Here is a 22,360-nt window from a genome sequence, read left to right as displayed (position 1 = left end):
GACGGACGCGTCCGTTTCGAGCGGCCGCTTCGGGCCTTGTGGCAAGAGAAACGGCCCGAGGGTTCATGCAGGGCTTCCATCGTGCTGGACCTGCCGTAGCCACAGCGACAGCGAGGCCGAACGCCAGATATGTTGGACATCGGGCAGCGTCGCCTGCTCGGGCTCCCGAAGCATGCGGGCATAGGCGGCGTTCACTTCGGGCAAATTGACATAGGGGGCGATCAAGTCGCTGTCCGACACCAGCAGCCGGTCCAGGAGATCGCGATGATTGACGATCATGCCTTTGACGAGGTTTGCGGTAAAATCGATCTTGTCGCGCCGCCACTGCACCACGGGCGGCAGAATGCCCTGCATGGCTCGGCGCAGCACAAGGCGGCCGAAGCCGTCCTTGAGCTTTTCCTCACCGGGCAGCGCCAGGCAGAACTCAACGAGCGGCTTGTCCCAGAACGGGTAGCGGGGCTCGATGCCGAAATTGGCGGCGGCCTTGTCAAGAACCTCGAAAGCGTGCGGCACCAACCCGCTGGACAGAAGCCAGCGATGCGTCAGCGCTTCGCTGGCGCTGACGTTGGCTGGCATTTGGCCGGAATGGTGGAACCGGTCGGCAAGGTCGGTGCGCCGGGCGAGGTCGGGATTGACCATGCTGCCCCAGGCGGGGCCGCGCGCCCGTGCGGCGGTCTTCAGCCGCAGCCGGAACAGAAGCCGGTTCATCCGGCTTCTCCATCTGGCGATCCTCCACGCGGGTCCGTAAAGGGTCAGGAAGCTGAAATACAGCGACAGCATGCCCTCGCCATAGGTGTTGGCGGCGCTGTGCAGCTCGCGCCACAGCGCCAGCCATCGACCCGCCTTGGCGAGCTCATGCAGCAGCCCATGCCCGTGCGAAACGACTTCATCGCCGCCATGGCCGTCGAGCAGCACCTTCACCCCTTCGGCTCCCGCGGTCCGGTAGATGCCGCGGGTCAGCGACAGGCCGGGCGCGAGGAAAGTCCCTTCCTGTTCCTCAAGGATGCGTTCGAACTCGGCGAAGGGCGCGTAGTTGCCGATGGAAATCATCGTGCCGTCCAGCCGGTGTTGACCCAGCACCGCATCGATGAACGGCTTCTCGTCCATCGGCGAGCCCCTCTCGAAGACCAGCGAGAAGGTCTTGAGCTTCGGTTTCCGCGCCGCCGCGGCTTGCAGGCCGGCCACGCAGGCGATCGAGGATGAATCGAGGCCGCCGCTCAGCATCGCGCCAATAGCAGGGGTGCCGCGCATCCGGTTTTGCACCGACCGGTAGAAGAGATGCCTGAATTCTTCGGCCGCATCCGCGCGCAGCGGCCTTGGCGAAGGCTCGATGTGCCAGTACTGGCGAAGCGTCACCTGGTTGTCCGTCACCGTCAAGGTATGGCGGGCCGGCAAACGGAAGATCTCGGCATAATGGGTCGACTGTGGATCGTCGGGCAGCCCGGCAAGGAATCCGGAGATCTGATGCTCGCTGACGCGCGTGTTGACACCCTCCAGGGCCAGCAGCGGGCCGATCTCCGAGGCAAACGCGAAGCGCTTGGCGCCCGCGTGGTAGTAGAACGGCTTGATGCCGAAATGGTCGCGCGCGCAAAACAGCGCGCGGCGCTCGGCATCCCAGATCGCGAAGGCGAAATCGCCTTGCAGATAGGTCGGGCAGGCCTCGCCCCATTTGAGATAGGCGCGCATCAGAAGCATCGCGTCGGCGACCGACGGGTCGTGTATGCCGAACTGCACCAAAAGCTCCTCGCGGTTGTCCAGCCGGCAATCCGCCGTGACGGCGAGCTTGCCGCCGGCCATCGTCAGCGGGCCGGGGCCGTCCTCGCCCGTCGTGTCGAGCCAGGCATGGCCAAGCGCCACACTTCTGTCCGTCCACCACGAGCTGCCGTCGCGGCCCCGGTGGCGTATGCGCGCCAGCATCTGCTGGATGTCGGATGCCGCGACGGGTCTGCCGTCTTGCCTCAGCAGAATTCCGGCGACGCCGCTCATGGTCTATTGCCAGTGATCGACGAGACGTGATCGACGAGATGGGTGAAGCCGTGGATCGAGCCGCCGAGCACGATGTGGTTGCCGCTGACCAGCCAGGCATGCGCCTTGAGCTCCGCGCCGGTGTCGCGCCTCACGCCGATGCGGATATTCGAGGCGCTGCCCTGGCGGGCAAGCAGATATTGTCCGGCGAGAGCCTGCGTGAGGCAGCTGGCGCCGGGCACAAACCGTGCGGCAGCGGCGACGCCCCACGCGATGCGCCGCAGGTCGGCGATATCAGCGTCATCGCTCGCCTCCAGCCGGGTCACCAGAGCGCGCACGCGGTCACAAGAGAGAAGTGTCAGCCCCAGCCGCACCGCGCTGACCACTGCCAGACAGCGCGCCAGAAGCAGCATCTCCGGGCCGCTGAGAGAAAGGACCCTAGGCCAGTTCCTCATGATGGAGCCTCGCAAGCCCGGCTTCGATCAGCCCCTTGAGCAAGCCCTCGGCATCGGCCTTGCAGCGCTCGGCATCAACATCATAGCGCGCAAGCATGGCGCTTCTTATGTCGAGGATCGATCGCGGCTCCTGGATCAGCTCCCAGATGTAGGCGCCGACGCCGTTCAGGCTGTAGTAGATGTTGGATTTGAGATGGAGCAGCGCCAGTCCGTTGCCGAATTCGCAAGCCACGGCATCGCCGGTTGCGACCACACGGTCGTGGTCGGATGGGTTCCAGTTCATCCTAAAACCTCATTGTTGAACGCCACGCGTCTTCAATCCTGACCCGGATCGGTTGCCTGCGATCGCCGGACAGGAAGCCGGGGAACTGGGTCCCCCGGCCCATCTGCTTATGTTTAAAAAGGGGCGTCCGGAGCCCCAACTCCGACTTGCCGGACGCCTTGACCTCAGGAGAAGGTAAGCTGGTCGAACGGCGTGTTCGCGGGAAATGCCGCGTCCAGCGCCGTCGTGCCGGCGCCGCCCTGCGTGATCGTTTCGATCGAACCGTGAACCGTCAGGCTGGGGGTCTCGTATTCATGCTTTTCAACATTCTGTTCCATTCTACTCTCCAAGATTAAGACTGGAAGCGGCTTCAAAATGCCGCCAGCATATTTGCCATGCTGCGTTGCAATTGCTGCATGGCAACATCTATGAGTCAAGTCTGATTTACCCTGCGGTAATCAATTCATGGTTGTGGACGGCTTTCGCGGCGGGCGAACCGTGAGCATTTCGGTCCAGGTCGCGCCTCGCGCGGGAATTCAGTTTGGAATATTTGCCGCTTAAATAAGCATATGATTTGATTGCAATAATCTATTTGACATCAACGGAGGTTTCGTAGTCGCGAGGGAATTGCTGCAAAAAGCTGCCGTTGCCACTGCAGTATCTGGACCGCCTGCGCTGTCTTCAAAAGTGATCGGCTGCAGGGCGCAATGAACGCTTTGGTTGCAGGCAAGAAGCCTGGGGAAGGAATGGGCTGGACGGTCGCAGAGATTTTGGCGATGCTTTTCTTCGCAGTTGCAGTATAACAGCCGCGGGCGGTTTTTTACGGAGAACGACATCGGGCATGGCCGTGCAGGATGCTTCCTATGACAGGCTGCGTGCGGCCGGCTGCGCCGACGAAGTCGCCTATGTGCAGGCCTGTCTGCGGCTGTTCTTCAGTCCGGCCGCGAGTGCGGCCGACTATGGCGATATGCCGGCTCCGGCAATCTCCGTGGCCAACGTCGCCGACATTGCCAGGTTGAACAAGGTCGCGGTCTTCGTGCTCAAGGCTCTGGCGCACGGGGCGACCGGCGCCGCGCCCCCTGGATTGTCCGCATGGCTCGATGGCTATCGGCGGCGCACCATGGCCATGAACGCCGGCTGCATCGGCGATTCGCTCGCCATCCATCAGGTGCTCCGGAGCAGGCAGATCGACTTCGTCTTCCTGAAGGGGCCACTGCAACAGCAATTGCTCTATGGCGATCATTTCATGAAGCCGTCCGGCGATGTCGACATACTGGTTTCGCCGGCGGGCTTTGCCGCCGCTCGCGAGGCCCTGTGTTCGGTCGGCTACGAGGTGGCAGGCAAGTCGCGCTCGGTCTGGTGGGTGCGCTTCCTCGGCGAGCAGCATATGGTGCGCGACGACGGGGTTCGGGCTGCCACGGTCGATCTCCACCATCGGCTGCAGCAACCGGGTTCGCCGAGCCCGCGCGACATCGACGGCTTCCTGCGCCGCAAGCGCGAGGTCGAGGTTGCCGGAACCGCCATGCCGCTGATTTCGGCGTCCGACATGTTGCTCTTGTCCTGCATCAGCGTCGCCAAGGCCTTCTTCAACCGCGAACCGTGCGCCGGCTATGTCTGCGACGTCAGAGCCGCGGCCAACCGGCTGAGCGAAGCCGAGCAGCAGAAGGTGCTCGACCACGCCGCCGAGCAGGGCCTGGCGGATACGCTGCTGCTCGGTCTGCGCGCAGCCGATGTCCTGCTTGGCGGCACCGCCACGCTGCTTTCGGATCGCGCCACCCGCATCCTGGCGCGCATCGAAAACGCCGATCTCTTCCACATGGTGATCGCGCCCTGGCTGTCGTCGTTGCGCTGGCCGCAGCGGCGGGCGGTGCTGTGGGAACTTTGCGGCCGCGAGCCGGTGCGCTATCTGGCCGAGGCCGGCTGGGCGGCCTCGGCCGATCTCAGCCGGCGTATTTTCGAGCGGCCGGCCGGCGTCGCGCCAGCGCGGGGCAACGGATGAGAACCGGTTCGGCATTCAACATCATGGGCGGGCTGTCACTCATGCAATCGACACTTATGCAATCGAAAGGTGAACCATGTCCGTGACGACCCCCAGGGTCTGCGTCATCATCGCCGCCCGCAACGCGGCGCGGACCATACCGGTCGCCATCGCTTCGGCTTTGCGCGAGGCGGAGGTGGCTGAAGTCGTCGTGGTCGACGACGCCTCCAGCGACGACACCCAACATGTGGCGCGCGGCGCCGACGACGGCAGCGGCAGGCTCAAGGTGATGCGCCTCGACGTCAACCGCGGCCCGTCTTTCGCGCGCAACGCCGCGATCCAGGCATCCGCATCGCCCTTCATCAGCATCCTCGACGCCGACGATTTCTTCCTCGAGGGTCGCTTCCGTCGGCTGTTTGCCAGCACCGACTGGGATTTCGCGGCCGACAACATCATGCTGATCAGGGACGATGCGGCGACCGATCCCACCAAGGTCGCGGCGCCGTCCTTTGCGCCCGAGCCGCAATTCCTCGATTTCGAGCGCTTCGTCGACGGCAACATCTCCCGCCGTCGCGTGCTGCGCGGCGAATTGGGCTTCCTCAAGCCGGTGATCAGCCGGGCCTTCCTCGAACGTCATGGGCTGAGCTATGACGAAAACCTGCGGCTCGGCGAGGATTACGAGCTCTATGCGCGTGCGGTCGCCTGCGGGGCGCGCTTCAAGATCATCAAATCCTGCGGTTACGGCGCGATCGTTCGCGCCGATTCGCTGAGCGGCCGGCACAGGACCCAGGATCTGAAGCGGCTTGCCGATGCCGACCTGGCGCTGCTTGCGCTGGGAAACCTGCCGGAAGGCTCGAGGGCCGCATTGCGGCGCCACGAGCGCCATGTGCGCGACAAATACCGGCTGCGCAATTTCCTCGACGTGAAGGCGGAGCGCGGCCTGGCGTCGGCCGCCGCCTATGCCTTCGCCAGCCAGTCCAATCTGATCCCGATCGTTCGCGGCGTGGCCGCCGACAAGCTGGACGCGCTGTTCCGCCGCGCCGGCATTGCTGCAAAGCAGCAAGTGCCGCCGATGCGCTTCCTGATGTCGGCAACAAGTGTCGCAAAGGAATGATCGGGCAAAGGCGCTGAATCGGGACCATTCCCAAAAAAATCCGCTTTCCGAAACTACGAGGTTGCCTACTTACGCTGAGAATGGCACTCTATGTTGCGGTGCAGCAATTTCGAAAGGCCGATCGGATGGCTTCGATTTTTGGCTTCAGATCCAGGGACCCGGCCCGCGACCGGCAGACCGATCTCCAGCGTTTCGACCGTCTGGCGAAGCTGTTCGACCAGATCGGCGCCGAGATCGAGGCGGAGAAAACCGGGTTGGAGAATCGCTATCGGTCGACGACCGCCAACGCCGCCTTCCTGGTCGAAGCAATGGAGAATGGCTCAGCGTCGACGGATAAGTCGTCGGACGTCAGCGCCATGACCGGTGCGATTCTGAACTACGAGCGGCGCATCGCCGAGCTCGCCCGCCAGAAAGGCTTGATGAAGGAACTGCGTCATTCGCTCGACGCGATTGTCGATGATGGTGACGGTCGATCCGGTTCTCAGGCCGGACATGCGAGGCCTGCGGCAAGAAGCTGATGGCGCAGCGAAAGCGGCGCCGTCATCGGTAGAGACATAAGAGGAGTTCAACGGGCAGAGGATCAGAAGCGGCTCGCCGGAGGCGGGCCAGGAATGACTTTGGGTTGGGGCGGACAACACAAGGTGAGTTTGTTATGAACGCAGAGTCCAATAACACGATAGCCGCGGCGGCTTGCGGCAGGTCGCGCGTGCGCTCGAATGAGCGGCGAAGCCTTTGGCCAAGCCTGGCAGGCGCACTGTTTGCGGTTGCAGCCGCTTTTGCGGCAGCCCCGGCGCATGCCCAGGACATGGAGAGCGCGCCGTCCTTCGTCGACAATTTTTCGAGCTTCGACCGTTCGCGCTGGTACGTCTCCGACGGCTGGAACAACGGCAATCATCAGAATTGCACATGGTCGAAGGATCTGGTCCGGCTTTCCGACGGCGTGCTTTCACTGAGCTTCGAAAAGCGCAAATTGAAGGACCGCGAGTTCGCCTGCGCCGAGATCCAGACCAAGCAGCGCTTCGGCTACGGCGTCTATGAGGCGCGCATGAAGACGGATACCGGCTCCGGCCTCAACGCCGCCTTCTTCACCTATATCGGGCCGCAGGACAAAAAGCCCTGGGACGAGATCGATTTCGAGGTGCTGACCAAGGATCCGTCGAAAGTCCAGGTCAACAGCTACATCCAGGGCAAGCCGAAGAATGGCAAGCTGGTCGATGTCGAGGGTGGCGCCGACAAGGGCTTCAACGACTATGGCTTCGTCTGGGAGAAGGACCGGCTGCGCTGGTATGTCAACGGCAAGCTGGTCAACGAAGTGACCAATCCGGACGAATTGCCGACCAATCCGCAGAAGATCTTCTTCAGCCTGTGGGGCAGCGATAAGCTGACCAACTGGATGGGCGCCTTCGCGGACCCTGGCCGCAAGGTGACCATGCAGGTCAAGCGCATCGCCTTCACCGCTTTGGGTCAGCCGTGCCAATTCCCGGAATCGCTGGCATGCACCATAACCAACAGCAACTAGGCATGATCCCGAACCGAAGGTCCGCGCCAGCGAAAAGAATCGGTTTTTGCTGCGCCGACCTTCGGTTCGGATAAGATCATGCAGAACATCTAGGTCCCGTACAGGGCCTGGGGGACATCTGAACTGGCCGGGCCGTTTTGCGGCCCGGCCTTAAACAGGAATAGAATCAAATGAATTTGACGGTGTTTGGAATTGGCTATGTCGGTCTCGTCCAGGCCGCGGTGCTCGCCGAGGTCGGGCACGAAGTGGTGTGCGTCGACATCGACGAGAAGAAGGTGGAGCGGCTCAATCAAGGCCTCATCCCGATTTTCGAACCCGGGCTGGAAAGCCTCGTCAAGGAAAACCACGCCGCCGGCCGCATCCGCTTCACCACCGACGCGGCCGCTGCGGTCAAACATGGCCAGATCCAGATGATCGCTGTCGGCACGCCGCCCGGCGAGGATGGCTCGGCCGACCTGAAATACGTGCTTGCCGTCGCCGAGGCCATCGGCCGCGAGATGGACGCGCCCAAGATCATCGTCGGCAAATCGACGGTGCCGGTCGGCACTTGCGAGAAGATCAAGGCGAAGGTCGCCGAGACGCTGAAGGTGCGCGGCCGCGAGGACCTGGCCTTCGACGTCGCCTCGAACCCGGAGTTCCTCAAGGAAGGCTCGGCGGTGGCCGATTGCATGAGGCCGGACCGCATCATCGTCGGCACCTCCAGCGAGGACACCGAGGCGGTGATGCGCGAGCTCTACGCTCCGTTCAACCGCAACCACGAGAAGATGATCGTGATGGACGTGCGCAGCGCCGAGTTCACCAAATATGCCGCCAACTGCATGCTGGCGACCAAGATCAGCTTCATGAACGAGATGGCCAATCTCGCCGAACAGTTGGGCGCCGACATCGAGGAGGTGCGCAAGGGCATAGGCAGCGATCCGCGCATCGGCTACCACTTCATCTATCCAGGCCTCGGCTATGGCGGCTCCTGCTTTCCCAAGGATGTGCGCGCGCTGATCAAGACCGCTGAGGGCGTCAAGTTCGACGCCAAGCTGCTGCGCGCCGTGGAGGAGCGCAACAACGCGCAGAAATCGGTGCTGTTCGAGAAGGTCGATCGCTATTTCCAGGGCAATCTCAAGGGCAAGACCTTTGCGCTCTGGGGGCTGGCGTTCAAGCCGAATACCGACGACATGCGCGAGGCGCCTTCGCGCACCCTGATGGAGGCGCTGTGGGCGGCCGGAGCCAAGGTGCAGGCCTACGATCCCGAGGCCATGCAGGAGTGCCAGGCCATTTATGGCCAGCGCGAGGACCTTCTCTTGTGCGGCACCAAGGAAGCCGCCTTGCGCGGCGCCGACGCGCTTTTGATCTGCACGGAATGGAAGAGCTTTAGGGCTCCCTCCTTCGACGCGCTCAAGGACGCGCTGACCACGCCGGTCATCTTCGACGGCCGCAACCTCTACGACCCGAAGGTCATCGCGCGCTACGGCATCGAATACCACTCGATCGGCAGGATGGCGGCATGACGGTGTCCGCGGTGAGCTTCCCGCCAAACGGTTCCGGCGAACGACAACGGAGCCTGATGATGATCGCGCGCGTTTCGGGAAAGGGTTCGATCTGATGGCGCTGGACGTTCAGCCCGAGCAAATCGCCAACGAGCATTTCGATCTCGTCGTCATCGGTTCCGGTTTCGGTTCAGCCTTTTTCCTGCATGAGTTCTTGAAGCGGCGCAAAGCCCGCGTCCTGGTGCTGGAATGGGGCCGCCACAACACCCACGAATGGCAGCTCAGCCAGAACGCCAACACCGACATAGACGACGAAAGCACCTACAAGACCGACAACGCCGACAAGCCGTGGAACTACACGATCGGCCTCGGCGGCGGCACCAACTGCTGGTTCGCGCAGACGCCGCGCTTCCATCCCAACGACTTCAAGCTGAAAAGCACCTACGGCGTCGGCAACGACTGGCCGATCAGCTATGACGAACTGGAGCCGTTCTACTGCGACGCCGAGGAGGTCATGTCGATCTCCGGCGATCCCGACATGGCCCGCATGCTGCCGCGCTCGCGGCCGTTCCCGCAGCCGCCGCACCGCATGTCGACGCCGGACCGGATGATGAAGGCGGCGCAGCCGGAGCAGCATTTCGTCATGCCGACCGCCCGCGCCCGTGTGGCGACGGCGCAGCGTGGCTCGTGCTGCGCCAATCTCAGGTGCTGGCTGTGCCCGGCGGACGCCAAGTTCACCGTCAACAACGGTTTGATGCATGTCTTCGAGCATCCAGACGTGTCTGTGTGCCTCGGCGCGGAAGTGCGCCGGCTCGACCATGCCGGCGGCTCGGTCCGTTCGGTCACGTTCCTGCGCAACGGCAAGGAATACTCGGTCGGCGGCGACCTTATCATCCTCGGCGCCAATGCCATCCAGAGCCCGGCGATCATGCTACGCTCCGGGCTCGGTGGCGAGTTCGTCGGGCTCGGCCTGCACGAATCCTATGGCTGGAACTACGAGGTCTATCTCGACGGCGTCGACAATTTCGACGGCAGCACCATTACCACCGGCCTGAATTTCGGCCTCTATGACGGCCCGCATCGCGCCGAGCACGCGGCGGCGCTGGTCTATTTCGAGAACCGCTGGCAGCACGGCATGCGCGCCGAGAAGGGGCGGCTGCGGCAGGTGCTGCCGCTGGTCATCGTCACCGAAAACCTGCTCGACCCGGAAAACCGGGTGATCCTCGACAAGGACGAGAATGCCTTCGTCAGTTTCAAGGGCGCATCAGACTACGCAACCAAGGGCATGGCCAAGGCACTCGAGAGGCTGCCGTCGCTGCTCAAGCCGCTGCCCGTGGAGCAGATCTTCGATCGCGGCATAAGGCCGACCGAATCGCATGTGCAGGGCACCTTGCGGATGGGAACCGGCCCGGCCGACTCGGTGGTCGATCGCGACATGATCCACCACCAGCTCCGCAATCTCGTCGTTGTCGGCACCAGCACCTATCCGAGCTGTTCCTGCGCCAACCCGAGCCTTACTGCCGCCGCCCTTTCTCTGCGGGCGGCGAGCCGGCTGGCATGAAGGAGGGGCCGATGAAGATCACCCGACGCACCGCACTGGCCGTTGTTGCCGGCGGCATTGCCTCGACCGGCATTGCCGCTGCGGCCGTATCGTCCTTCTCGGATGAGGATCTGGTCCGCGTCACGCTCGAAAAATACTTTGGGCCGCTCAACATGCGCATCGAGCACCTGCAGCAATTCGTGCTCGAATTCCGCAACCGCAACCCGTGGGTATTCCCGAGCGACAAGCTGGCGGCTGCGATGACGCTTCTGGAGACCGTGAAGCTCGACAAGGCGCGCGAATTCCTGCCCAGGCAGAAGCAGCAGGATGTCGGGAATTTCGAGCGCTGGGTCATCGCCGAATTCCACATGCTGACCGATTATGCCTGGCGCAGTTCGCCGAATGATCCGATCCGGTTCACCGGCTGGCATCCATGCACCAATCCCTTTGCCAATCTCGAGCAGCAGAATGCCTGAAGCCGCCCGGCGGACATGCTCGCTGCCGGGCCAAGAAAAAAGTGACAAGGAGCCGAGCCCATGAAAGTTCTTTTCGCAGGCGGTACTGGCTACGCGCCCCAGTTCAGCGGCGGTGTCCAATCGAGCACGCATCACCTGGTCGAGCAGCTGATCGAGCACGGTCACGAGGCTTCGGTGCTCGCCGCTTTGTTCGGCCAGGGCATGTTCGGCTACAAGGCGCGCGCCAAGATGAAGCTCCTCGGCCAGCCCGCCGTGATCGACAGCTTTCCGGGCTATCCGGTGGTGCGTGCCTGGTTCCCTTGGGAGGCGGCGGCTTTCGCCGTCAAGAAGATGCGACCTGACGTTGCCGTCGTGCAGTGCCACAACTCCGTTCCGCTCGGCAAGGCACTGCAGGCCGAGGGTGTGCCTCTGGTCGTTTATCTGAGGAATGTCGAATTCCATGAATTGGGAGGCGACCTGCGCGAGCTCGATGCGGCGCGCTACATCGCCAACTCCGAATTCACGGCACGCACCTACAAGCGGGAGTTCGGTATCGATTCAACCGTCATCCCGCCGACCATCAACCCGGCCACCTATAGCACGCCGACGACCGGCGAATTCGTAACCTTCATCAACCCTTACGAGGAAAAGGGCTTTGACCTGGCGGTGCGCATTGCCGCCGCGTGCCCGGAAATCCCCTTCCTGTTCGTCGAGAGCTGGAAGCTCGAGGACGACCATCGCACCCAAATCGAACGGACCATCGCGCCATTTTCCAACATCAGGCTGGAAAACCGCACCAGCGACATGAAGACCGTCTATGGCCGCACGAAGATCCTGCTTGCGCCAAGCAAATGGGAAGAGGCCTGGGGCCGCGTCGCCTCGGAAGCCCATTGCAGCGGCATTCCGGTCGTTGGTTCCCGGCGCGGCGGCCTGCCCGAGGCGATCGGCGCGGGCGGCGTGGTGGTGGATTATGACGCGCCGCTCGAGGACTGGGTCGGCGCGGTCAGGCGGCTGTGGAATGACCGTCAGCAGTATGAACGGCTGTCGGAGGCGGCGCTCGCCTTCTCGCAGCGCCCGGAAGTCGATCCCGACCGCCAGTTCGCCACTTTCTTCGGCCTGCTCGAGAGGGCGGCGCAGCAGCGCTCCAGGCGCGCTGCTTAGAGCAACCGCGTAGAGAGGCCGCGTAAGATTTTACTTACGCAGGCCTTTTGACCCGGCTCTTCAGCATCTCGTAGGCGCGTTCGCCAAGCAGGGCGCGCGCCGCCATCTTGATAGCTTTCTTCCGCCCATCGGGTGAATTGACCTGCCTAAGCCGCGCCGGCAGGTTGCGGGCCGCTTGTTCCAGCGCCGGCAGGGAAAGCGCGTCGGGAAAGCTCACGATGTTGGTTTCGACGCACAGCACCGGCTTGCCCGACAGCTTGGCGATCTTGAGCGCCTGCTCGTGTTCGCTCTCGATGAACAGTATGGCGTCCGACTTGCGGTAGAACTCGGCCTTGAAGCTGCCATGCGCGCCGAGTCGCTGCCGCTCGGCCTTGCTCGGCAGGTCGAGCATGATCAAATGGTCGTATTTGATCTCGTGCTTGGCGAGCCATGCCTCGGTCAGCTTGCGGTATTTTTCCAGCCGGCTCGTCACCAGCCAGCCGATCTTGCGCGTCGGCCCGAGCAACGGTCGCGCTTCGGCGAGGAATTTTTCGTAGGCCGGCCCGTCGTCATTCTCTTCCTCGGTCGGGTCGAGGCAAAGCACGCCGTCGATGTCGACGCAGCACTGCTCGAGGAAGATATGGTGCATGAAGTTCCACTGGAACATCCTGGGATGCGGCACGACCTCGAAGACGATGTCGGTCTCCTTGTGCTCCGACAGGAGGCCGAACACCGCCGCGAAGACGAAATCGCCCTTTATTCCGGCGGCCTCGATCTTGTTGCGCGCGTCACGCATGGCATTGCCGCCGCTGACGCTGTCGTCGATCACCAGGATCTTGCGCATTTCGGAATGCTGCCGGTCGAGCGCGGCGCGCCGCTTGGTGATTCCCGATGTGTAGATCCTGCCGGCAAGGAAGCTGTCGAGATCGGTCATCGGGATGTTCGCCGTCAGGCTGACCAGCGTCGCGGCGAGGACGCCGCTTCTCGGCACGCCGACCACCAGGTCGATGTCGCGCGGCAGCCGGTGCAGATTCCGCATGATCGCGTCGTTCATGTCTGAAATCGATCGGTAATTCATGCTGTTGCCTTACCCTCAAGTCAGCGGTTTTGCCGGTTCTCCGGCTGCGACCGAAACGCAGTTGCGGTTGCGTCGAGCTATTTCGCCTCGCTGGGTGCCGGCGAGAACCCGCGCGCCGGGATCAGCCGCAAGGCCTCCCGAAGCGCCTCGCGGCCGGCGCCGAAGGCGAGCGCGACGATGATGGTGACGACATAGGAAAGCGCAGCGCCGCCTGCGAGCGCGATGACGGGCTGCGCAGGCAGCATCGGCTTGGCAAGCCAGACCAGCGCCAGCGCCAGATGCGCGCCGAGCACGAACGGGGTCGCCGCGTAGAGCACATCGCTCGCGCGCAACGGTCCGGCCTTGCCGACATAGAGCCAAAGGAAAGGCGTCCGCAGATATTCGCTGACCGCATAGGCGACGGCGACGCCGAGAGCGCCGTAGGGAAGGCCGACGGCAAACGCCATCACCGAGGTTATGGCCGTGACAATGCCCCAGCGCATGAAATCGCCCGAGCGGCCCTGGCTGACGAACAGCCATCCGGCCGGATTGTTGAGCGGCTGCAGCAGGCCGGCGAAACCCAGCGCCAGGAAGATGTTGGCGCTCTCCCGCCACTGCTGGCCGAGCACGAAGGGGATGAGCGTGTCGGACATGGCGGTGGCGAAGGCGACACCCGGCAGCGCCACCAGGAGGATCAGCGGCATGACGCGCAGATAGGCGCTGCGGTAGCGGTCCGGCTCGTCCTTCAGCCGCGACAGCGCCGGCACCATCACCTTCGACAGCGGATTGGTGATCTGGCTGAGCGGGAACAGCAGCAGCTTGTAGGCGCGGTCGTAGAGGCCGAGCTGCGCCTCGCCCCAGTATTTGCCGATCAGGACGTTGTCGAGGTTGCGGGCGAAGAAATTGGCGAAGTTGAAGCCGGTGATGCCGGCGCCGAAATGGATCAGCTGGCTGATGCCTTCGACCTTGCGCGGCAGCCCGGGGCGCCAGCGCGAGGACACCCAGTAGCAAAGCGTCGGCAGCACGGCGCCGGTCAGCGTGCCGGCAAAAAGCGCCCAGTAGGAGCGGTCGATGAAGGTCCAGGCGATCGAGACGACGAGGCCGGAAACGGCGCTGGCGACATCGATGATGGCGAGCCGGGTGAACTCCATGCGGCGCGTCAGCAGCGCCAGATGCTGGGCGCCGAGGCCGTAGGCCATGATCTGCAGGCCGAACGCGGCGACCAGCCCTGTCACGCGCGGCTCGCCGTAGAAGGCGGCCACCAGCGGGGCCGCCGCGGCAAGCACGCAGGCGAGGATCGCGCTCACCGCCGTGTTGATCCAGAAGAGGTAGTTGACCTCCTCGTGCCGGATGCCGGTTTTCTGGATCGTCGCCTGGGTCAGGCCGAAGTCCTGGAACAGCGCGATGAAGGCGAGCACCGGCGCGCACATAGCCACAACGCCGAAATCCTGCGGCGACAGCAGCCGCGACAGCACGATGACGGAGACGATCTGGGTGGCGACCCGCACGCCCTGCGCCATCGCGGTAACGACGGCGCCGCGCCCGACCGATCTGCGCAGTGAGCCCTCGGGCGGATCGAATGCACTGGTTTCCAAATTCAGGATCCCTGATTTTGCACCGGTCCGACACTGTCGTAACCGGCGCCCGCCGCCGGACACAAACTACCGCAAGAGGTTTTTGCAGTGCAACAAAAAATGTGGGGTGTTTGCTTCGTCGCACCAAAAATGTTGCGATGCAGCAAAACCTGTACTAGCATTCTTTTGGGTGGCGGGCCCAACAGCGGTCGAATTTCATGCTGCATGTCTTGTACCTTGTGCATGACGTCTCCGACCCGGCGGTACGCCGGAGGGTCAAAATGCTCAGGGCAGGCGGCGCCAGGATCACCCTGGCGGGCTTCCGCCGCACCTCCCGTCCGATCGCCGAGATCGAAGGTCTCGAGCCGGTCGATCTCGGTCCGACTCGCGACGGCCGATTCGCGCAACGCATCGGCGCGGTGGCCAAGGCCGCGATGTCGATCGGCGCCAAGCTTGGCGTCGTGCCGCGACCCGATCTGATCATCGCGCGGAACCTGGAAATGCTGGCGCTTGCCCGCCGCGCCAAGCAGGTTTTCGGCGCGAGCGTGCCGATCGTCTACGAATGCCTGGACATACACCGGCTGGTGCTGCGCAACGACCTGATCGGCAGGATGCTGCGCGGCGCCGAACGCTATCTCGCGCGCGACGTGAAGCTGCTGGTGACCAGTTCCCCCGCCTTCATCGCCAATTATTTCAAGCCGTTCGGGCAAATCGCCGCACCGGTCGAGCTGATCGAGAACAAGTATTTCGACACCATGCCGGTGCCGGCGGACCATCGGCGCGAAGATGACAGCCCGGTGGCGCCGCCCTGGCGAATCGGCTGGTTCGGCGCGTTGAGATGCCGCCGCTCGCTGGAGCTGCTGGCCGACTTCACCCGTAGCCAGAACGGACGCTTCGAAGTGGTGCTGAGGGGTCGCCCGGCACTGTCTGAATTCCCGGATTTTCATGCCTTCGTCGAAGCCGAGCCGTGGCTGTCCTTTCGCGGTCCCTACCGCAATCCGGAGGACATGGCGGCGATCTACCGGGAGGTGCATTTCTCCTGGGCGATCGATTTTTTCGAGCAAGGCCAGAACTCCGAATGGCTGCTTCCCAACCGCCTCTATGAAGGCTGCCGCTTCGGCGCCGTGCCGGTCTCGATGGCGAGCACCGAAACCGGTCGCTTCCTCAAGCAGCAGGACATCGGCGTGCTTCTAGCCGAAGCCACGCCCGAAGGCCTCGACACCGCGCTCGGCCGGATGGGGCAGGAGCGCTTCGGCAAGCTGAAGTCGCGGGTGCTGGCCCGCAATCCGAGGACCTGGAGCTACGACCGCAGCGATTGCCTGGCCTTCGTCGACAAGCTGCGCCGCCTGACCTCCGTTAGCGGAACCTTCGCGACGGAGGCCTTGGCATAGGATGGCTGAGAATGGACAAAAGCCGATGACGCAGACCACGCCATCGAGCCTCATCGTTGTTCCGTGCCTCAACGAGGCTGCTCATATCGGAGCGCTGCTCGCGCAGTTGCGGCCGACTGCGGCGAAGCTCGGCGCGCGCATCGTTGTCGCCGATGGCGGCAGCACCGATGGCACGCAAGCCATCGTCGAAAAGGTCGCTGCCGAGGACCCGCGGGTCATCCTGCTCGCCAACCCGAAGCGCATCCAGAGCGCCGCAATCAACCTGGCGGTGTCGACATTCGGCGACGCTGCCGACTATCTCATCCGCATCGATGCGCATGGCGGCTATCCGGCCGATTATTGCGACAGGCTGGTCAAGGAAGCGCTTGCCACAGGTGCCGATTCGGTCGTCGTCTCGATGCTGACCAGCGGCACCGGCGCGGTGCAGAAGGCCGTGGCCGCGGCGCAGAATTCCAAGCTCGGCACCGGTGGCTCGAAGCATCGCCACATGTCGGCCGGCGAATGGGTCGATCATGGCCACCATGCATTGATGCGAATCGCCGCCTTCCGCGCGGTCGGCGGCTATGACGAGAGTTTCAGCCACAACGAGGATGCCGAGCTCGATCATCGCCTCCGTCTGGCCGGCTACCGCATCTGGATGAGCGGAAGGACGCAGATGGTCTATTATCCGCGCTCCACGCTGAAGGGGCTGTTTTTCCAGTATCTCGGCTATGGCCGCGGCCGCGCCAAGAACGTGCTGAAGCACCGGATGATGCCGAAGCTGCGGCAGATGATCCCGCTGCTGGTATTCCCGGTGGTGCTGCTGGCCATCTTTGCTCCGGTGTTCGTGCTGGCGGCGGTGCCGTTTCTGACATGGGCGGCGGTTTGTCTCGGTTATGGCGTCGTGACGGCGATCAGCCAGCGCAATCCGGCCATCGCGCTGGCCGGCGTGTCGGCTATGGTCATGCATTTGGGCTGGTCCATGGGCTTCTGGCTGCAGCTCCTCGGCCCGAAGCCGGCGCGCGAGGTGGCATGATGGCAGGTCGCTCCATCGACATCTGCATCTGCACCTTCCGCCGGCCGGAGCTTGCCGACACGCTGCGCTCCGTCGCCGCGCTGGAGAAGCCTGCCGGCTTCGAAATCGGCGTCGTCGTCGCCGACAATGACGACCAGCCGACGGCGCAGAAGCTGGTGAAGGCGCTGGCGCAGGAGTTGAGGCTGCCGGTCCGCTATCGCCACGCGCCGGCGCGCAACATCTCGATCGCCCGCAATGCCTGCCTCGATGCCAGCGTGTCGGACCTTGTCGCCTTCATCGACGACGACGAGACGGCTTCGCCGGGCTGGCTCGTCGAGCTCGTCGCGACCATGGAGGCGACCGGCGCGATCGCGGTGCTCGGGCCGGTTCGCGCAAGCTATCATCCGGATGCGCCGGGCTGGATGCGCAAGGGCGATTTCCATTCGACCTTGCCCGTCTGGGTGCGCGGCGAGATCCGCACCGGCTATACCTGCAACGTCCTGCTCAGGACGGCCGAGGATAGCCTGCGCAACCGGCGCTTCAGCCTGGCGCGCGGCCAGACCGGCGGCGAGGACACGGAATTCTTCGATCAGATGGTCAAGGCCGGTGGACGCATCGCCTTTGCCCCGCAGGCCTTTGTCGACGAGGTGGTGCCGCGCTCGAGGGCAGCTTTCGACTGGCTGCGCCGCCGCCGCTTCCGCTTCGGTCAGACGCATGGTCACCTCATCGGGCGCGACACAGGCGGCCTGCGCCGTGTCGGCCAGGTCGGCCTTGCTTCCGCCAAGGCGGCCTACTGTTTCGCTATGGCGCTTTTGACGGCCATCAGCCCGGTGCGACGGAACCGCAGCGCGCTCCGCGGCATTATGCACGTTGGTGTGATCAGTGGTCTGCTCGGCGTCCGCGAAATCCGCCAATACGGCCTCACTCCGCAGGAAGGGGACAAGCGTGCAGCCTGACGTCAGCTTCGTCATCGCGGCCTACAATGCCGAGGCGACCCTTGACCGAGCGATTGCCGGCGCAATGGCGCAGCGCGACGTCTCCGTGGAGATAATCGTCGTCGACGACCGGTCGAGCGACCGCACCCTCGAAGTCGCGCGCGCCTATCCCGAAGACATCGTGAGGGTGGTCGCGCTTCCCGCCAACCGGGGTCCGGGCGGCGCCAGGAATGCCGGGCTCGATCTTGCCCGCGGCCGCTGGGTTGCGGTGCTCGATTCCGACGATGCCGTGCTGCCCGGCAGGCTGGCGGCAATGATCGCGCGGGCGGAAAAGGCGGGCGCCGAGATCGCGGTCGACAATGTCCAGGTCGTGCGCGAGGACGGAACGCCCGACGACATCATGTTCCCGGCCAGCTATCTCGAGGCGCTCGGCGAGATCTCGCTTGCCGGCTACATCGCCGGCAATGTGGTCTTCGAATCGCGCTTCAACCTCGGCTATCTGAAGCCGATCTTCCTGCGTCGGTTCCTCGACGAAAACCGGCTTCGCTACGACGAGCAACTGCGCATCGGCGAAGACTACATTCTTCTGGCGAGCGCGCTGGCCAAGGGCGGGCGCTGCGTGGTCGAGCCGACCACCGGCTATGTCTACCATATCCGCACCGGCTCGATCTCGCGGGTGCTCGAATTGCATCATGTCGAGGCGATGGCCAAGGCCGATGCCGCCTTCGCCGCGGCGCACTCCATGGACGACAGCGCCAGAACGGCCTTCGCGAGACGCAGCCGCAGCCTGCGCAAGGCGGCCTCGTTCCTGTCATTGGTTCAGCACATCAAAGCGCGTGCGCCGCTCAAGGCGATACGCACGGCGCTCAGCGATCCGGCCGCGGTCAGGCATATGTCGATGCCGATCGCGGTCCGGCTGAGAAGGGTAGCGGCACAATTTGCCGTGGGGGCGGGGAGGTGAAGCATGCGGGCAGATGGAATGAATTTTCATAGCCAGCGATAGGTAAAAATCGATCTCCTCAGAAGGAATAAGCGATGCAGAAAGTCAGGAAGGCAGTCATACCGGTGGCGGGGCTCGGAACGCGGTTCCTGCCGGCGACCAAGTCGATGCCAAAGGAAATGCTGCCCGTCGTCGACAAGCCTGTCGTGCAATATGCCGTGGACGAGGCGTTCGAGGCCGGCATCGAGCACATCGTCTTCGTCACCGGCCGCAACAAGGCGGTCATCGAGGACTATTTCGACCTGCATCCTGAACTGATCGGGACGCTCGAGCAGACCGGCAAAAAGGCGCAGTTGCAGTCGCTGGAAAGCCTGCTGCCGGTGGCCGGCGCCACCTCCTTCATCCGCCAGCAGTCACCGCAGGGCCTCGGCCATGCCGTGTGGTGCGCGCGCGACGTGATCGGCAACGAGCCCTTCGCCCTGCTGCTTCCCGACATGGTGTCTTTCGGCGCGCGCGGCTGTCTGGCCGAAACCGTCGACCTCTATCAGCGCACCGGAGGCAACGTCATCGCCGTCGAGCGCTGCGATCCCTCGGAAACCAGCAAGTACGGCATTGTCGGCCGCGGCGCCGAGGTGGCCTCCGGCTTCGAAGTGACCGCCATGGTCGAGAAGCCCGCCCCCGCCAACGCGCCGTCGAATTTCTATATCAACGGCCGCTATATCCTGCAGCCGGAGATCTTCGCGCTGCTCGGTAACCAGCAGCGCGGCGCCGGCAACGAGATCCAGCTCACCGATGCCATGGTTCGCCTGGCCGAGAGCCAGTCTTTCTATGCCCAGCCCTTCGACGGCCGCATGTTCGACTGCGGCTCCAAGGAGGGCTTCATCGAGGCCACCATCGCCTTTGCTCTGGCGCGCGACGACATGAAAGGACCTGTCTTCGAAATGCTGCAGCAATTCGTCCGGTCGCACGAGCGCCGGGAAGTAGCCGCATAATGCCCAAATTTTGGGTGCATATGCGAAATCGCGATGGCGCAACAGCCGTGCAAGCGCTTGGCCTTCCTGGCCAGGCGTCCCGTGGCACGGATGTTGCGTGGTCTTTTCTGGTAACGACGCCACTCTTCGAAGGCCGGTAGCGCCTGCAACCTGGAATTGGACCGAAGATGAATTATGCCAACTTTCCTCTCGACAAGAGGATGCCATTGCCCAGCACCGAACCGGAAAAGGGTGAAGACTTCATCGACGTCGAGCGTCTGCTTGGCATGGCGGCCCGGCAGGTCAAGGTGGTGGCGGTCTGCGCCGTCATCGGCCTGTTCCTGGGCGTGATCTACCTGCAGACCACGCCCAAGCAATTCACGTCTGTCTCGAGCGTGCTGATCGATGAAGGCCTGAACAAGGTCGTCGACGATATCTCGGCGGCCAACGTCACGCAGCAGACGGACGCGACCATCCTCAGCCAGATCGAAATTCTCAACTCCGCACGGCTGGCGTCGGTGGTGGTCGACAAGCTGAAGCTCGACCAGAACGACGAGTTCATGTATCCGCCGCAATCGGCCCTTGCCCAGGGTATCGGTTTCCTGCGCGGCGTGGTTTCCTATTTTCGCGGCGGCTCCGGCACGGACGACATCCCGGGGATCCAGAACGTCGACGCCGCGACCCGCCAGGCGATGATCACCGCCGCGCGTCATGACTATGCGGTCTTGAAGCTGCAGACCGAGTTGATGGCGGATCGCGTCGGCCGCAGCAACGTCATCACCTTGGGCTATCAGTCGACCAATCCGGCTCTCGCTACGGCCATCACCAAGACCTATGCCGAGGCCTATCTCGCGGATCAGCTCAATGCCAGCTTCGACGCCACCGAGCGCGCGGCTGTCTGGCTGCAGGGCAGGCTGACCGAGCTTCGCCAAAGCTCGCAGCAGGCCGCCATGGAGGTCGAGAAATTCAGGGCCGAGCACGGCCTGTCCGCAAACAGCGACGGCCAGTTGATCAGCGGCAAGCAGCTGTCCGACCTCAACGCCCAGCTCATCATCGCGCAGGCCGATACCGCACGCGCCAGTGCTCGCTACCAGCAGTACAAGGCGATCGTCGACAGCGGTTCCGAGAATGCTTTCAACGATTCGGCGATTGCGTCCGATCAGCCGAGCAGCTCGGTGATCATCGGGCTCAAGACCCGTTATCTCAGCGTCTCCAAGCGGCTGCAGGATGTCGAGGCGAATTTCGGCAAGGACCATCCCCAGGCGGTGGCGCTCACTAAGGAGAAGGCCGATGTGTCGGCGCAGATCTTCGGGCAGTTGAAGCAGATCACCGAAAGCTACCGCAACGACTTCCAGGTGGCGCAGGCGCGCGAGGCCGAGCTTAGGCAGAAGATCACCACCGCTGCCGGCCAGAGCTCTGCCGACAACGAGTCGCAGGTGAGGCTGAGGGAGCTCGACCAGCAGGCGCAGGCGCTCTCCACGCTCTACCAGACCTTCCTCGGCCGCTATCAGGAAGCTTCGCAGCAGCAATCCTTCCCAGTCGGCAAGGTCCGCATCATCTCGGACGCGAACATGCCCCTTGCCGCGTCGAGCCCGCGCACCATCAGGGTGCTGGCGCTCTCGCTGGTGCTTGGCCTTATGCTCGGCGCCGGTTTCGGCGGCCTGAACGAGTTCAACGAGCGCTTCTTCCGCACGGGTGAGGACGTTCGCGACCGCGTCGGCCTGAAGTTCCTCGGCTATCTGCCGACGATCGGCGGCGGCAAGGCCAAGGAGACGAAGCCGGACGACTTGCCGGCCGACGGCAAGGTCACCAGCCTGTCGGCCGCCGAGAGAAGGGCGCGCATGCGGGTGAGCCTCGACGCGCCGGCCTCGATGTTCGCCGAAACGCTCCGCAACGCCAAGATCGCGTTCGATGTGGTGATGGAAGACAAGGGCAGCCGGGTGATCGGCGTCATCTCGGTCCTGCCCGGCGAAGGCAAGTCGACGGTTGCGGCAAACCTCGCGGGCCTGCTCGCCGCCAACGGCGCCAGGACCTTGCTGATCGACGGCGACCTGCGCAATCCGGGCCTCAGCCGCAGCCTCGGCATGGAGTCCGAGCAAGGGCTGATGGAAGCGGTGGTCAACGGGCAGACCTGGCAGTCGGTCGGCAAGGTCGACCGCCAGACCAAGCTGGCGATCATCCCCGCCGTGCTGCGCGGCCAGTTCTCGCACACCAGCGAGCTTCTGGGCTCGGCCGGCATGCGGCGCTTCATCGAGAACGCCAGGGAGACGTTCGAATACATCATCGTCGACCTGCCGCCGCTCGGCCCGGTGGTCGACGCCAAGGCCTTCGCGCCGCTGGTCGATGGTTTCGTGCTCGTCACCGAATGGGGCCGCACGCCGCGCGCCATGGTGCGCTCGATGCTGGAGCAGGAACCCTACATCGCCGAGAAGATCACCGGCGCGGTGCTCAACAAGGTCGAGCTGAAGAAGCTGGCGAAATACGGCTCGCTCGGCGGTTCGGAAAAGTTCTTCGACCGCTATTCGAGCTACTATCTGGACAAGTCGGAATCGCGCGCCAGGCAGGCCGCTTAAGCAATTCCAGGAAAGC

20 protein-coding genes are annotated in these 22,360 nt (G+C 63.8%); 14 read left to right on the top strand and 6 right to left on the bottom strand.

All coding sequences use genetic code 11. The features are described 5' to 3' along the window. Nucleotides 1–63: 63 nt before the first annotated feature. From AC4FWB_RS27455 to AC4FWB_RS27440, 4 genes are all read right to left on the bottom strand, one after another. Entirely contained in the window at nucleotides 64–1,986 is a 1,923-nt protein-coding gene (locus AC4FWB_RS27455; protein WP_491029367.1) for a lasso peptide isopeptide bond-forming cyclase, read from the bottom strand. Beyond that, nucleotides 1,983–2,420, bottom strand: a complete 438-nt coding sequence (locus tag AC4FWB_RS27450; RefSeq protein WP_491029366.1) for a lasso peptide biosynthesis B2 protein — start codon at nucleotides 2,418–2,420, stop codon at nucleotides 1,983–1,985. Before AC4FWB_RS27450 ends, AC4FWB_RS27455 begins: the two co-directional genes overlap by 4 nt. Continuing rightward, nucleotides 2,404–2,703, bottom strand: a complete 300-nt coding sequence (locus AC4FWB_RS27445; RefSeq protein WP_491029365.1) for a PqqD family protein — start codon at nucleotides 2,701–2,703, stop codon at nucleotides 2,404–2,406. The genes AC4FWB_RS27450 and AC4FWB_RS27445 overlap by 17 nt, the downstream gene beginning before the upstream one ends. A gap of 164 nt (nucleotides 2,704–2,867) precedes the next feature. After that, nucleotides 2,868–3,020, bottom strand: a complete 153-nt coding sequence (locus tag AC4FWB_RS27440; RefSeq protein ID WP_491029364.1) for a lasso peptide — start codon at nucleotides 3,018–3,020, stop codon at nucleotides 2,868–2,870. A 503-nt stretch (nucleotides 3,021–3,523) separates the two neighbouring features. Between AC4FWB_RS27440 and AC4FWB_RS27435 the strand changes: the two genes are divergently transcribed. The 8 genes from AC4FWB_RS27435 to AC4FWB_RS27400 all read left to right on the top strand — a co-directional run bounded on the left by AC4FWB_RS27435 (nucleotide 3,524) and on the right by AC4FWB_RS27400 (nucleotide 11,930). After that, nucleotides 3,524–4,681: a nucleotidyltransferase family protein gene (locus AC4FWB_RS27435; protein WP_491029363.1), complete on the top strand. Its 1,158-nt coding sequence runs from the start codon at nucleotides 3,524–3,526 to the stop codon at nucleotides 4,679–4,681. A gap of 76 nt (nucleotides 4,682–4,757) precedes the next feature. Beyond that, nucleotides 4,758–5,774 (top strand): glycosyltransferase family 2 protein, encoded by a 1,017-nt coding sequence (locus AC4FWB_RS27430; protein WP_491029362.1) that lies wholly within the window; start codon nucleotides 4,758–4,760, stop codon nucleotides 5,772–5,774. Nucleotides 5,775–5,899: 125 nt separating this feature from the next. After that, nucleotides 5,900–6,292, top strand: coding sequence for a hypothetical protein (locus tag AC4FWB_RS27425; RefSeq protein WP_491029361.1), 393 nt, complete (start codon nucleotides 5,900–5,902; stop codon nucleotides 6,290–6,292). Nucleotides 6,293–6,426: 134 nt separating this feature from the next. Continuing rightward, entirely contained in the window at nucleotides 6,427–7,293 is an 867-nt protein-coding gene (gene exoK / locus AC4FWB_RS27420; RefSeq protein ID WP_491029360.1) for an endo-1,3-1,4-beta-glycanase ExoK, read from the top strand. Nucleotides 7,294–7,463: 170 nt separating this feature from the next. Continuing rightward, complete coding sequence (locus tag AC4FWB_RS27415) at nucleotides 7,464–8,795, top strand: UDP-glucose dehydrogenase family protein (RefSeq protein ID WP_491029359.1); 1,332 nt, start codon at nucleotides 7,464–7,466, stop codon at nucleotides 8,793–8,795. Between the two features lie 94 nt (nucleotides 8,796–8,889). Beyond that, nucleotides 8,890–10,335, top strand: coding sequence for a GMC oxidoreductase (locus AC4FWB_RS27410; RefSeq protein WP_491029358.1), 1,446 nt, complete (start codon nucleotides 8,890–8,892; stop codon nucleotides 10,333–10,335). 11 nt (nucleotides 10,336–10,346) lie between these two features. Then, on the top strand, nucleotides 10,347–10,790 hold the full coding sequence (locus AC4FWB_RS27405) for a hypothetical protein (protein WP_491029357.1): 444 nt from the start codon (nucleotides 10,347–10,349) through the stop codon (nucleotides 10,788–10,790). Nucleotides 10,791–10,850: 60 nt separating this feature from the next. Further along, the gene (locus AC4FWB_RS27400) at nucleotides 10,851–11,930 is read left to right on the top strand and encodes a glycosyltransferase (protein ID WP_491029356.1); all 1,080 of its coding nucleotides are present in this window, start codon (nucleotides 10,851–10,853) and stop codon (nucleotides 11,928–11,930) included. 34 nt (nucleotides 11,931–11,964) lie between these two features. Here AC4FWB_RS27400 and AC4FWB_RS27395 read toward each other — a convergent pair whose 3' ends face one another. Both AC4FWB_RS27395 and AC4FWB_RS27390 read right to left on the bottom strand, forming a co-directional pair. Next, on the bottom strand, nucleotides 11,965–12,987 hold the full coding sequence (locus tag AC4FWB_RS27395; RefSeq protein ID WP_491029355.1) for a phosphoribosyltransferase: 1,023 nt from the start codon (nucleotides 12,985–12,987) through the stop codon (nucleotides 11,965–11,967). 77 nt (nucleotides 12,988–13,064) lie between these two features. Continuing rightward, the gene (locus AC4FWB_RS27390) at nucleotides 13,065–14,561 is read right to left on the bottom strand and encodes a lipopolysaccharide biosynthesis protein (RefSeq protein ID WP_491029354.1); all 1,497 of its coding nucleotides are present in this window, start codon (nucleotides 14,559–14,561) and stop codon (nucleotides 13,065–13,067) included. A gap of 197 nt (nucleotides 14,562–14,758) precedes the next feature. Here AC4FWB_RS27390 and AC4FWB_RS27385 point away from each other — a divergent pair, with 197 nt between their 5' ends. The 6 genes from AC4FWB_RS27385 (at nucleotide 14,759) to AC4FWB_RS27360 (ending at nucleotide 22,344) form a co-directional block, all read left to right on the top strand. Next, entirely contained in the window at nucleotides 14,759–15,931 is a 1,173-nt protein-coding gene (locus AC4FWB_RS27385; protein ID WP_491029353.1) for a glycosyltransferase family protein, read from the top strand. A gap of 25 nt (nucleotides 15,932–15,956) precedes the next feature. Then, entirely contained in the window at nucleotides 15,957–16,946 is a 990-nt protein-coding gene (locus tag AC4FWB_RS27380) for a glycosyltransferase family 2 protein (protein WP_491029352.1), read from the top strand. Beyond that, the gene (locus tag AC4FWB_RS27375; protein WP_491029351.1) at nucleotides 16,943–17,881 is read left to right on the top strand and encodes a glycosyltransferase family 2 protein; all 939 of its coding nucleotides are present in this window, start codon (nucleotides 16,943–16,945) and stop codon (nucleotides 17,879–17,881) included. Before AC4FWB_RS27380 ends, AC4FWB_RS27375 begins: the two co-directional genes overlap by 4 nt. After that, nucleotides 17,871–18,821 (top strand): glycosyltransferase family 2 protein, encoded by a 951-nt coding sequence (locus AC4FWB_RS27370; RefSeq protein WP_491029350.1) that lies wholly within the window; start codon nucleotides 17,871–17,873, stop codon nucleotides 18,819–18,821. Before AC4FWB_RS27375 ends, AC4FWB_RS27370 begins: the two co-directional genes overlap by 11 nt. A 74-nt stretch (nucleotides 18,822–18,895) precedes the next feature. Continuing rightward, nucleotides 18,896–19,792: a UTP--glucose-1-phosphate uridylyltransferase GalU gene (gene galU / locus AC4FWB_RS27365; protein ID WP_491029349.1), complete on the top strand. Its 897-nt coding sequence runs from the start codon at nucleotides 18,896–18,898 to the stop codon at nucleotides 19,790–19,792. 167 nt (nucleotides 19,793–19,959) lie between these two features. Further along, the gene (locus AC4FWB_RS27360) at nucleotides 19,960–22,344 is read left to right on the top strand and encodes a polysaccharide biosynthesis tyrosine autokinase (RefSeq protein WP_491029348.1); all 2,385 of its coding nucleotides are present in this window, start codon (nucleotides 19,960–19,962) and stop codon (nucleotides 22,342–22,344) included. Nucleotides 22,345–22,360 lie beyond the last annotated feature (16 nt).

Source organism: Mesorhizobium sp. LEGMi-168a (assembly GCF_058312955.1).
This window is presented reverse-complemented; position numbering and strand designations above follow the sequence as displayed.